We start from the raw sequence: 11,296 nt of genomic DNA, 5'->3' as shown, positions 1-11,296 counted from the left end.
CGGGGTGAGGTGGGGGCCGTTCCAGCACGGACGAGGGCATGAGAGAGTGACGGGCATGCGTGCTCGCCGTGTGATCGCCGCCGCCAGCGTCGCGGCCCTGGGTGTCCTTTCCCTCACCGCCTGCGGCAGGTCCGCGCCGGACGTCGCCGCGTACGTCGGTGACACCACCTATTCGCTGGAGCGGGTCGACGCGATCTACGCCGATGTGCAGGTGAAGTACGGCGACGCGGTCCGGCAGCAGGCGGCCCAGGCGGGTGCGTCGCCGTCGCCGGAGCAGTTGCGCTCCACGGTCACCCGTCAGGACGTGGTCGACCTGCTCGTCAGCCTGGATCTGGCCAAGCGGGTGGTGAAGGCCAAGAACGTGCAGGTGCCCGACGAGATCACGCCGCAGCAGCTCGAAGATGGCCTGCGGGTGCCGGCCACCACCGAGTACGCCCAGCTCTTCGCCGAGTGGGTCGACCTGTCCGGTGTCCTCAGTCAGCAGCTTCCGCCGGCCGATCTGAGCGACGACTCGATGATGGCCGTCTACGACGCCCTGGTGGAGGTCGAGGCGATCCCGGCCGGAATGTCGCCGGCAAACGTCCGTCAGGCGTTCGGCGACGGCGGGTTCGTCCGCAGCGCCACCGCCCTCGGCGTCGCGCTGGGTGAGGAGGCCGGCCGGGTCGACGTCTCGATCAACCCGCGCTTCCGGGCGGTCGGGGTGCCGTCGATGGTGAACAAGGGCCAGCAGGTGTTCGTCTACTCGCTGCCGTTCATCGACGAGGACGGCCCGGTCACCGACATCTCCACCCCGGAGGCGGTGCCGTCGACCGGTTCCCCGAGCGCCGAGGGCCCCGCGCCGGACCAGGGCACGGCCAGCTGAGCATGACGGCACGGATCGTCCTCCTGGTCACCTCACCCCGGCTGCCGGCCGGCCTGTTGACCTCCGCGGCCTGGGACGTCGTACGCCAGCACCGGGTGTTGACGGGCGCGGAGAGCGAGTTGGCGACGGCCGTGCGCCAGGCGGGCGCCGAGGTGACTGTGGTGGACGGTCCGGCGACGCAGCCGTTGCTGGACGCGATGGCCACGCACGGCACTGTGGTGTGGTTGGCCAGCCCCGCGGGCGACGAGGCGTTGGCTCGGGAATTGGGTCTGCGGTTGGCCCGGCAGCCCGGGTTGGCCGAGATGGAGCTGATGTACGGCTCGTGGGACCCACCGGGCGCCCGGCTGCTAGACGCGGTGGCCGTGCTGGACCGACTCGCCTCGCCGGGTGGCGACCCGTGGAAGAGGGCGCAGACGCACCGCAGCCTCGCGGGTTATCTGCTGGAGGAGAGCTACGAGGCGTACGACGCGATAAGCGCCGACGACACCGACGCGCTGCGCGAGGAGTTGGGTGACGTCCTGTTGCAGGTGGTCCTGCACGCGCGGCTCGCCGAGGAGTTGCCCGAGGGCGAGCGGTGGACCATCGACGACGTGGCGGGTGGCCTGGTCGACAAGATGATCCGGCGCAATCCGCACGTCTTCGCCGGGGCGGAGGCGGGCACGCTCGAGGAGATCACCGAGAACTGGGAGCGGATCAAGCGGGCGGAGAAGGCACGGAATTCGGTGCTGGACGGGGTGGCCCTGAGCCAGCCCGCACTGGCCCTGGCCGCGCAGATCCTGGACCGCGCCGCCCGTGCCGGCCGAGCGGTTCCGCCACCACTCGCTGACACCCTGGTGGACCCCGAGGCGCGCCTCGGCGCCAGCCTCCTGGCAACTGTCGCGGCGGCCCGCGAGGCGAATATCGATCCGGAAGCAGCCCTCCGCCGCGCCACCCTCGCCCACGCCGAGGCCATCCGCGCCGCCGAGTCCCCACCCCCACCCCCACTGGCAGATCCCCGTTGATCATGAGGTTGTTGCCGCGACACGCCGATGCGGATGGCAATAACCTCATGATCGGCGGGACGGGTGGTGGTGCAGGGGGCGGTCGGTAGGGTGGGTTGGTGGAAGCGTTTGGGGTGCTGGCCGAGCGGGTTGTCGAAGCGTTGCTGGAGTCGCGGCCGGGGGTTGCCACCTCGGCCGGGGATCACCGGTTTGACGATCGGCTACCGGACCTGTCCGCCGATGCCGTGGCCGCCGACCGGTTGATGCTTTCCGACGCGGCCAACGCACTGTCCGAGCTGGACCCGGACTCGCTCGACGTCGACGCGCAGGTCGACCATGCGCTGCTCAGCTCATTCGTGGATCGGGAGCTGTTCGAGCTGACCGAGATCCGGTCGCACGAATGGGACCCGCTGGTGCACAATCCCGGCCCGCTGCTGCACGCCCTCCTCGCCCGCCCGTTCGCTCCGGCGGACGTCCGGCTGACCAGCCTCGCCGGCCGGCTCGCCGCCGTACCGGACGCCCTCGCCACCGCCCGCGCGACGCTGCGGGACATGCCGCGGATCCACGCCGAAACGGCGGTCGGGCAGTTCACCGGCACGGCCGCGCTGATCCGCGACGAGCTGCCGGCGCTGCTCGCCCAGGCGCCGAGCACCCTCGACCGGGTCGAGCCGGCGGCCACCGCGGCGATCGCCGCGCTCGAGGAGTTCGTCGCCTGGCTGCGCGCCGGCCTGGCCGCCGAGGCCGCCCCGGGCCGTGACCCGCGACTGGGCCGACGCCGCTGGGAGGCCCGCCTCTGGCACACCCTCGACACGGAGCTGAGCGCCGCCGAGATCCAGCGCCGCGCCTGGGCCAACCTGGACCGGGTCACCGCCGAGATCCGCGAGGCGGCCGTCGAGCTGGTCGGTGGTCCCGCCGACGACGCGGCCGTACGCCGGGCACTCGACCTGCTCGCCGCCGAGCACCCGAACGACGGGACCATTGTCGACCTGGCCGGCGTCACCCTGGACGAGGCCACCGACTTCGTCCGCGCGCACGACCTGGTCACCCTCGTCGAGGACAGGTGCGTGATCCAGGAGATGCCGGAGTTCGCCCGGGGCGTCGCGGTGGCCTACTGCGACTCGCCCGGTCCGCTGGAGACCGCGTCCGTGCCCACGTTCTACTGCATCGCGCCCACCCCGTCGGACTGGTCGGCGCAGCGGGTCGAGTCGTTCTACCGCGAATACAACGACCACATGATCCGCAACCTGACCGTGCACGAGGCGATGCCGGGGCACTTCCTGCAGCTCGCCCACGCCCGCCGCTACGTCGGCGCGACCCGGGTCCGGGCCCTGGCCGAGTCCGGCCCGTTCATCGAGGGTTGGGCGGTGTACGCGGAGGAGGTGATGACGGGGCTTGGCTTCGGCGGCCTCCCGGTGCGGTTGCAGCAGCTCAAGATGCAGCTCCGGATGACCATCAACGCGCTGCTCGACCAGTTGGTGCACGCCGAGGATCTGCCCGAGGCCGAAGCGATGGCGTTGATGACCGAACGCGGCTTCCAGGAGGAGGGCGAGGCGGCCGGCAAGTGGCGCCGGGCGCTGCTCACCTCCACCCAGCTCTCCACCTACTTCGTCGGGTACAGCGAGGTGGCCGAGATCGCCGCGGCCCGCCCGGACGGGGTGTCGGTCCGCGACTGGCACGACGCGATGCTCGCGCACGACTGCCCGCCCCCGCGCCACCTCCGCACCCTGCTGGAGATCTGAGCCAGGCCCCAGGGGGTCGGTCACTAGGGCGTGTGTCGAAGCCCCTGGCCGGCCTGCGGCGGGCTCGACCGAGGACTGTGACACACGCCCTATCCGCCGGGGCGGCGGTCCACCACGCCGGCTCCGGCGGGCGGGTCGAACGCGCCCGTGTCGACGGCCGCGGAGTAATCGCTCAGCGCCAGGTCCACCGGCTTACCGTCGACCGGTCCGGTGAAGCTGCCGAGTACGCCCTCGGTGGTCACGCAGGCGGTGAAGTCGCCTGCCGACGAGCCCTGCACCTCGACGCAGGCGGCGTGGTGCCCGGCGACTGTGGTGTCGCTCTGCTTGATGACCGCCTGCGGGTCGAGCGCGGCGGCGGTCAGCAGCCCGATCACGACGGGTGGGGTGGCGAGGCCCTGCTTGTTGGCCTCGCCGAAGAGCGTCACCGTGGGCTTGCTGCCCGGGGTGGGCGGGGCGAGCACCGTGCACTCGGGGCGGGCGCCTGTCGTCGTACACCTGGTGATGGCCTCCGGGGTGACGGTGAGTCGCCCGCCCGGATAGGTGTACGCGGACCGGGCCGGATCCTGCGCCTGCACGATCGCGGCGCTCTGGCCGCCCGGGAGTTGGTAGTCGGCGGAGTAGGTCAACTCCAGCGCCCGGTCGAGGCGGGCGGCGAGGTCGTTGACGAGTTCCGAGCGGCCCATGGCGACTCCGGCGTCCTCGAATGTCTGACAGCCGGTGACCGTGAGCGACGCGATGACCGACACGGCGAGCATGCGGAGGGTGGTCGAGGCGGCGGGCATGACGACCAGCCTGGTGGATCTGGTCCGCGCAGCGCAAACCCGTTGCCGGTTGACGCCCGGAAATCCGGGAATGTCCGTCAATGCGGGGCGACTCGGGTGCGCGGGCGACGCCGTGCCCGTTCGCGCGGCCCGATACGCTGCGTTCAACACCTGCCTCAGCCGCACCGTCGCGGCCCACCCACGGACCGGATCACAACAACGAGGAGCGACTTAGTGGCAACCATCGAGGGAATCGTCGCCCGGGAGATTCTCGACTCGCGGGGCAACCCCACGGTCGAGGTCGAGGTCGGCCTGGACGACGGCACGGTCGCCCGCGCCGCCGTGCCCTCCGGCGCCTCCACCGGCGCCTTCGAGGCGATCGAGCTGCGCGACGGTGACGCCGACCGCTACCAGGGCAAGGGCGTGGAGAAGGCGGTCTCCAACGTCGAAGACAAGATCGTCGACCAGATCATCGGGTACGAGGCCAGCGAGCAGCGGCTGATCGACCAGAAGATGCTCGACATCGACGGCACCGACAGCAAGTCGGAGCTGGGCGCGAACGCCATCCTCGGGGTCTCCCTGGCGGTGGCGAAGGCCGCTGCCGGCAGCGCCGAGCTGAGCCTCTTCCGTTACCTGGGCGGCCCGAACGCCCACCTCCTGCCGGTGCCGATGATGAACATCCTCAACGGTGGCGCGCACGCCGACTCGAACGTCGACATCCAGGAGTTCATGGTCGCGCCGATCGGCGCGCCGACCTTCCGTGAGGCGCTGCGCTCGGGCGCGGAGGTCTACCACGCGCTGAAGTCGGTGCTGAAGAAGAAGGGCCTGTCGACCGGGCTCGGCGACGAGGGTGGCTTCGCGCCGAACCTGCCGACGAACGCGGCGGCCCTGGACCTGATCGCCGAGGCGGTCGAGAAGGCCGGTTACCGGCTCGGCACCGACATCGTGTTCGCGCTCGACGTGGCGGCCACCGAGTTCTTCGACAACGGCACCTACACCTTCGAGGGTGCCGCGAAGTCCGCCGAGGAGATGAGCAACTACTACACGAAGTTGGCCGGCGACTACCCGATCGTGTCGATCGAGGACCCGCTGGCGGAGGACGACTGGAGTGGCTGGCAGACGCTTACCGCCTCGATCGGTGACCGGGTGCAGATCGTCGGTGACGACCTGTTCGTGACCAACCCGCAGCGCATCGCCCGGGGCATCGCGGAGAAGTCGGCGAATGCGGTCCTGGTCAAGGTCAACCAGATCGGTTCGCTCACCGAGACCCTGGACGCGGTGGACCTGGCCCACCGGGCCGGCTTCAAGTGCATGATGAGCCACCGTTCCGGCGAGACCGAGGACACCACCATCGCCGACCTGGCGGTGGCCACCGGCTGCGGTCAGATCAAGACCGGCGCGCCGGCCCGCTCGGACCGCGTCGCGAAGTACAACCAGTTGCTCCGGATCGAGGAGGAGCTGGCCGACGCGGCGCGCTACGCCGGCGCTGGCGCGTTCCCGCGCTACCGTTCGGCCTGAGCGCACGAAGCCTCGGGGGAGGGGTGTGACGATGCAGCAGCGCCGCACACCGGGTGGTCAACGTCCCGCCCGCCGGCCGGGTCAGTCCGGTCGGTCGGGTGGTGGCCGGACCAACCGGGGATCGGTCCGCGAGACCGGCGTACGCGCCGAGCCGCGCGGCACCGCCGGTCGGGCTCCGGGCGCGGCCCGGGGCGCCGAGGGCGTCCGCTCCGCGAATCGTCCGGCCGCCGCTCGGCGTACTGCCGCCGGTGGCGCCGTCAAGCGGCTCACCGCACCCCACCCCCGTCGCTTCACCGGTCGGGCCACCGTGCTGTTCGCGGTCCTGATCGCGCTCGCGCTGGCCTACACCTACCCGGTCCGGGTCTACCTGGACCAGCAGGCCGACATCGAGCGGATGGAGGCGGCCCAGGCCGTGCAGGAGGCGGAGATCGCCAAACTCGCCGCCGAGGCCGCCAACTGGCAGGACGACGAGTACATCAAGACGCAGGCTCGGGAGCGCTTCTTCATGGGTCCGCCGGGCGAGAAGATGATGGTGGTGCTGCACGACGCGGAGGGCGCCGCCCGGGACGCCGGGAAGTCGGCCGGCGCGGCCGCCCCGGCCGGACCATCGACCTGGTACGACACGCTCTGGTCGAGCGTGCGGGCGGCGGACAGCCAACAGCCGGGCAAGTGATCCACCGACCAGCACCCCAGGAGAGATGGCACCGTGACTGTCGTACCACCGTCGGAGCCGGCGGCGGATTCCGTACCCCTGCCGCAGCGTGAGCCGGCCACCGAGGCGGACCTGGCCGCGGTCGCCGCGCAGCTCGGCCGGACGCCCCGGGGCACCCGGGCGGTGGCCCACCGCTGCCCCTGCGGGCTCCCGGACGTGGTGGAGACGACTCCCCGTCTCGCCGACGGCACGCCGTTCCCCACGCTCTACTACCTGACCTGCCCCCGGGCCACCGCGGCGTGCAGCCGGCTGGAGTCGGCGGGGCTGATGAAGGAGATGGCGGACCGGCTGACGACGGATCCCGAGTTGGCCGCCCACTACCGTGCCGCGCACGAGGACTACCTCACCCGCCGCGAGGCCATCGGCGAGGTGTCGGAGATCGCCGGTATCTCGGCGGGTGGGATGCCGGGGCGGGTGAAGTGCCTGCACGTGCACCTGGGGCACGCGCTGGGCGCCGGCCCCGGGGTGAACCCGTTCGGTGACGAGACGTTGGAGCTGGTCGAGCCCTGGTGGACGGCGGGCCCGTGCGTGGACGTCGCGGCGGGCGAATGAGCGCGCCGGCCGGGTCCTCGGCACCCGAGAGTCAGATCCTGGTGCGGCGGGCTCGCACCGGGGACGTGCGCGGCATCCGGCGGCTGGTCGACACCTACACGAACGACAGGCGGCTGCTGAGCAAGGCGACAGTCACCCTCTACGAGCAGGTGCAGGAGTTCCGGGTGGCGGTCCGCCCCGCCGACGGCGCCGTGGTGGGTTGCGGCGCGCTGCACGTCATGTGGGAGGACCTGGCCGAGATCCGTACGGTCGCGGTGGATCCGGTCTGTCGGGGCCGGCGGATCGGGCACCGGCTGGTGGGCGAGCTGATCGACGCCGCCCGGGAGTTGGGGCTGGCACGGATCTTCGTGCTCACCTTCGAGACGCGGTTCTTCGGCGCGTTCGGTTTTCAGGAGATCGACGGCGCTCCGGTGCCCCAACAGGTGTACGAGCAGTTGCTGCGCTCGTACGACGAGGGTGTCGCGGAGTTCCTGGACCTGGAGCGGGTCAAGCCGAACACGCTTGGCAACACCCGGATGCTGCTGCGCCTGTAGGTCAGGCGGCCTTGCGGGGGTGCGCCGCGAAGAACTCCCACATCAGGTCGGTGGCCGACAGCCCCGCGGAGGAGGCGGCGAGCGACCCGGTCGTCGCCCCCGGCCAACTGTGGCCCATCTCGGGCAGGGTGTAGACGCTCACCTCGCTGCCGTCCGCGCAGCTCGCCACCGTGTGCGTCACGCCCGGCACCCCGGACGCCTTCGGGCTCGGTCGGCAGGACAGCCGCTGCTGCCAGGTCTTCATGCCGGTCTGGAACGTCGAGGCCTGCCGGTCCTGGCCGCCGATGAAGGTGATCACGGAGACCGGGCTCTTCGGCACGTAACTCTCGGCCGTGGTCAGTTTTCCGCTGTACCCACCGCTCACCACCCCGATCGCGGCGAACTTGCCGGTGCTCTCCACCGCCGCCCGGAAGCTCATGTCGCCGCCGTTCGAGATGCCGGTGAGGAAGACCCGATTCGGGTCCGCGTGCCAGGTCTGCACCAGGTGGTCGGTGAGGGCGGTGAGGAAACCGACGTCGTCCGCGCTGCCGCAGCAGACCAGCCCGTTGAAGCCGCCGCCCTCCCCGTCGGGGTACGCCACCAGCACGTTGTCCTTGTCGGCCTTCGCGTCCAGGCCGGCCAGCTCCTGCACGCCGGTGGCGCTTCCGGGATAGAAGTGCAGCGCGATGACAAGCGCGGACGACCGGCTCGGGTCGTACCCGGGTGGTGCGTGCAGCAGGTAGGTGCGCTCCTGGCCGTTGTGGTTCAGGGTGAGGTCGTGGTCACCCGCGGTCGGAGTTTCGGTGGGCGCGGAGGGCGGGGCCGGCGAAGGCCGCCCCCGCTCACCGCAGGCCGGAGCCACGACTATGAGGCAGAGCCCCGTTAACACCGCCATCATTCGCCGCACGTCGGCCACCCCCCCCGTAGACCCGTCGCCCACTCTGGATGTGGCCCGCTGGTGGATCAACCCTTTCGGCCCTGGGCGAAGGGAGGCAGGCTGTCCCTCATGCTTCGTCTCCAGCTCGGGCCGGCCGACCTGTGCCGGGTGCGGTTCGCCGATCGGCTGCATCCGGTGGGCATCGCGCTGCTGGCCGGTCAGTGGCTGCGGGACCCGACGGTCGCGGCGTTGGCGCCGGCACTCGCCGAGCGCGCGGCGGCGGTCGAGCGTACGGGCGCCGCGCGGGCCGCCACCGCGACGCTGCGGCACCTGCTTCCCGCCCGGGGGCGGCTGCCGGATTTCGTCACCCCGTGGTCCGGCAATCAGTCGGTCGAGGCCGGCCTGGAGGCGATCCGGGCCACTCCGGCACAGCGGATCCGTGCCGAGGCCACCGCCTCGTACGCGCAGACGGCCGTCACCCCGCTGCGGCGGCGGTTCGCGGCTGCCGACCCGGAGGTGTTGGAGCTGTTCGGCGGGGCCGTCCGCACCTGGTTCGACGCGGTCCTGGCCCCGCTCTGGTCCGATCTGACCGGCGCGTACGGCCAGCAGGTGACCTGTGCCAGCCAACGGCTGGCGCAGCACGGCCTGGATGGCCTCTTCGCGGGGTTGCACCCGGAGATCCGGTGGCGGCAGCCGGTGCTGGAGGTGCGGACGTGGTGGAGCGGGAACCTGTCCGGCACCGGCCACGGGCTGATCCTGCTGCCCTCCCCGTTGGCCGGACCCCGTCCGCGGGTGCTGGTGCAGCCAGATCGCCCGATCCTGCTCGTCTACCCGACGGTGCTGCCCACACTCGGGGCCACCACCGGGGGTGATTCCCTCGGTCGGCTGCTCGGCGCCACCCGGGCGCTGGTGCTGCGTCGGCTGGCGGTCGACGGCGGGATGACCACCACAGTGCTGTCCCAGGCCGTCGGGATCAGTCTCTCCTCGGCCTCGGAGCACGCTACCGCGCTGCGGTCGGCCGGCCTGGTGGCCAGCGAGCGGGAGGGCGGGGCGGTTCGGCATCACCTGACCGCGCTCGGCGCGGAGTTGTCGAGCGGCTCGTCCGGCGGCTCGGCCGCCCGGCAAGCTGCGGGGCGCCGGCCCGTCCTGCCGTAAGGTTGCTGCCGTGACGACGCGTGTGGCGGCCATCGACTGCGGGACCAACTCGATCCGACTGCTTGTCGCCGACCTGCCCGAGGAGTCCACCGGGTCGCCGGCGCCGCTTGTCGACCTGACCCGGCGGATGGAGATCGTCCGGCTCGGCCAGGGTGTCGACCGCACCGGCCGGTTGGCGCCGGAGGCGATCGAACGGACCCGGGTGGCGCTGGCGTCGTACGCGGCGGACATCGAGAAGTTGGGCGCGGAGCGGGTGCGCATGTGCGCCACCTCGGCCTCCCGGGACGCCGCAAACGCCGACGACTTCACCGAGATGGTGCGGGGCACCCTCGGTGTCGCGCCCGAGGTCGTCACCGGCGACGAGGAGGCCCGGCTGTCGTTCACCGGCGCGGTACGCGGCCTGCCGGCCGCCGCGAAGGAGCCGTTCCTGGTCGTCGACATCGGCGGCGGTTCCACCGAGTTCGTGGTCGGTGACCGCGCCACGGGGGTGCGCGCGGCGATCTCGGTGGACATCGGCTGTGTCCGGATGACCGAGCGGCACCTGCCCGGCGACCCGCCGACGTCCGAGCAGGTCGCGGCGGCGGAGGCCGACATCGCCGCCGCCGTGGACCGGGCGCTCGCCGTGGTGCCCGGCCGCGAGGCGGCGACCCTGGTCGGCCTCGCCGGGTCGGTCACCACAGTTGTCGCCATCGCGCAGGACCTGCGGGAGTACGACCCGGAGCGCATCCACCACGCCCGGGTGTCGTACGAGGCGGTGGCCCAGGTGACAGCCGACCTGCTGGGCCAGACCCGTGCGCAGCGGTTGGCGATCCCGGTGATGCACCCGGGCCGGGCCGACGTGATCGGCGCGGGTGCGCTGGTGCTCCGCGTGATCATGGAGCGGGCCGGGATGCCGTCGGTGGTCGCCTCGGAGCACGACATCCTCGACGGCATCGCCTGGAGCCTCCAGCCAACCGCCGCGCGCTAGGCGTTGATCAACTCGCCTTCATTGAAGGCGCGGCGTCCGGGTCGTTGATCGACTCGCCTTCCGTAAAGGCGCGGTGTCCGGGTCGTGTTGATGCCCCGCCTTCCCGAAAACCGAGTCGATCACGTCCGACCCGGCCCGACCGGCTTTCGCTTCAGTCCGTCGTCAGGTCAGGCCGGTGCTGCCGGATCCACTTCTCGACGTCGGTGCGCCGCCAGATCTGCCCCATCCGCAACACCTGATGTGGGGCCGGAAAATCGCGCCGGGACGCAATCACGGAAGCCCGAGCGCGCGATACCCCACCGAGCATGTCTCGTATCTCAGCGATCCCAACAAACTCGCCCATGGGTTGACGGTAGGTACCGTCGATTGTTCTACGATCAGTAACAGCGATCGTGGTTGACGATCGCCAACAGCGGTAGCATGATCGAGGGATGTCGGCGACAGGTGGCCCTCCAGTTCGTGACCGCCAGCGTCGGGCCGTACGCCCGCACCTACCCATGCGGCCCCTGTGGCTGTGCCGGGTGTGCGCTGCCCCTTGGCCGTGCCAGCCCGCGCGACTGCTGCTGCTGCTGATGGAGTATCGACGGGATCGTGTTGGTCTGAGCATCTACATGGCTGGCTTGCTTTGCGAGGCGACCGCAGATCTGATCAAGCTCAATCC

12 protein-coding genes are annotated in these 11,296 nt (G+C 71.6%); 9 read left to right on the top strand and 3 right to left on the bottom strand.

Annotated elements, in window-relative coordinates; translation table 11 throughout:
* Positions 1 to 55 precede the first annotated feature (55 nt).
* The 3 genes from ACLQ29_RS02055 to ACLQ29_RS02045 all read left to right on the top strand — a co-directional run bounded on the left by ACLQ29_RS02055 (position 56) and on the right by ACLQ29_RS02045 (position 3,581).
* The gene (locus ACLQ29_RS02055; protein WP_425769964.1) at positions 56 to 862 is read left to right on the top strand and encodes a hypothetical protein; all 807 of its coding nucleotides are present in this window, start codon (positions 56 to 58) and stop codon (positions 860 to 862) included.
* Between the two features lie 2 nt (positions 863 to 864).
* Positions 865 to 1,863, top strand: coding sequence for a nucleoside triphosphate pyrophosphohydrolase (locus ACLQ29_RS02050; protein ID WP_425769963.1), 999 nt, complete (start codon positions 865 to 867; stop codon positions 1,861 to 1,863).
* A gap of 98 nt (positions 1,864 to 1,961) precedes the next feature.
* Positions 1,962 to 3,581: a DUF885 domain-containing protein gene (locus ACLQ29_RS02045; RefSeq protein WP_425769962.1), complete on the top strand. Its 1,620-nt coding sequence runs from the start codon at positions 1,962 to 1,964 to the stop codon at positions 3,579 to 3,581.
* Positions 3,582 to 3,670: 89 nt separating this feature from the next.
* Here the strand turns inward: ACLQ29_RS02045 and ACLQ29_RS02040 are convergent, their stop codons facing one another.
* Positions 3,671 to 4,363 (bottom strand): hypothetical protein, encoded by a 693-nt coding sequence (locus ACLQ29_RS02040; protein WP_425769961.1) that lies wholly within the window; start codon positions 4,361 to 4,363, stop codon positions 3,671 to 3,673.
* A 213-nt stretch (positions 4,364 to 4,576) separates the two neighbouring features.
* On the opposite strand from ACLQ29_RS02040, the gene eno reads away from it, so the two are divergent.
* Genes eno through ACLQ29_RS02020 form a run of 4 tightly spaced genes read left to right on the top strand, consistent with a single transcriptional unit; the run spans position 4,577 to position 7,657 of the window.
* Positions 4,577 to 5,860 carry a phosphopyruvate hydratase gene (gene eno, locus ACLQ29_RS02035; protein WP_184181511.1) on the top strand — a complete coding sequence of 428 codons (1,284 nt, stop codon included), beginning with the start codon at positions 4,577 to 4,579 and terminating at the stop codon, positions 5,858 to 5,860.
* Between the two features lie 31 nt (positions 5,861 to 5,891).
* The gene (locus ACLQ29_RS02030; protein ID WP_425769960.1) at positions 5,892 to 6,533 is read left to right on the top strand and encodes an FtsB family cell division protein; all 642 of its coding nucleotides are present in this window, start codon (positions 5,892 to 5,894) and stop codon (positions 6,531 to 6,533) included.
* A gap of 33 nt (positions 6,534 to 6,566) precedes the next feature.
* Positions 6,567 to 7,124, top strand: a complete 558-nt coding sequence (locus tag ACLQ29_RS02025; RefSeq protein WP_425769959.1) for a DUF501 domain-containing protein — start codon at positions 6,567 to 6,569, stop codon at positions 7,122 to 7,124.
* Positions 7,121 to 7,657 (top strand): amino-acid N-acetyltransferase, encoded by a 537-nt coding sequence (locus ACLQ29_RS02020; protein WP_425769958.1) that lies wholly within the window; start codon positions 7,121 to 7,123, stop codon positions 7,655 to 7,657. Before ACLQ29_RS02025 ends, ACLQ29_RS02020 begins: the two co-directional genes overlap by 4 nt.
* A 1-nt stretch (position 7,658) precedes the next feature.
* On the opposite strand, the gene ACLQ29_RS02015 is transcribed toward ACLQ29_RS02020, so the two are convergent.
* A complete protein-coding gene (locus tag ACLQ29_RS02015; RefSeq protein WP_425770153.1) occupies positions 7,659 to 8,534 on the bottom strand; it encodes an alpha/beta hydrolase family esterase in 876 nt (291 codons plus the stop codon).
* Positions 8,535 to 8,642: 108 nt separating this feature from the next.
* On the opposite strand from ACLQ29_RS02015, the gene ACLQ29_RS02010 reads away from it, so the two are divergent.
* Both ACLQ29_RS02010 and ACLQ29_RS02005 read left to right on the top strand, forming a co-directional pair.
* On the top strand, positions 8,643 to 9,668 hold the full coding sequence (locus tag ACLQ29_RS02010) for an ArsR/SmtB family transcription factor (protein ID WP_425769957.1): 1,026 nt from the start codon (positions 8,643 to 8,645) through the stop codon (positions 9,666 to 9,668).
* Positions 9,669 to 9,690: 22 nt separating this feature from the next.
* A complete protein-coding gene (locus tag ACLQ29_RS02005) occupies positions 9,691 to 10,635 on the top strand; it encodes an exopolyphosphatase (protein WP_425770152.1) in 945 nt (314 codons plus the stop codon).
* Between the two features lie 151 nt (positions 10,636 to 10,786).
* Here ACLQ29_RS02005 and ACLQ29_RS02000 read toward each other — a convergent pair whose 3' ends face one another.
* The gene (locus tag ACLQ29_RS02000; RefSeq protein WP_425769956.1) at positions 10,787 to 10,978 is read right to left on the bottom strand and encodes a hypothetical protein; all 192 of its coding nucleotides are present in this window, start codon (positions 10,976 to 10,978) and stop codon (positions 10,787 to 10,789) included.
* Between the last annotated feature and the right edge of the window lie 318 nt (positions 10,979 to 11,296).

It is taken from the genome of Micromonospora sp. DT228 (assembly GCF_049841595.1).
Taxonomy (GTDB): domain Bacteria; phylum Actinomycetota; class Actinomycetes; order Mycobacteriales; family Micromonosporaceae; genus Micromonospora.
This window is presented reverse-complemented; position numbering and strand designations above follow the sequence as displayed.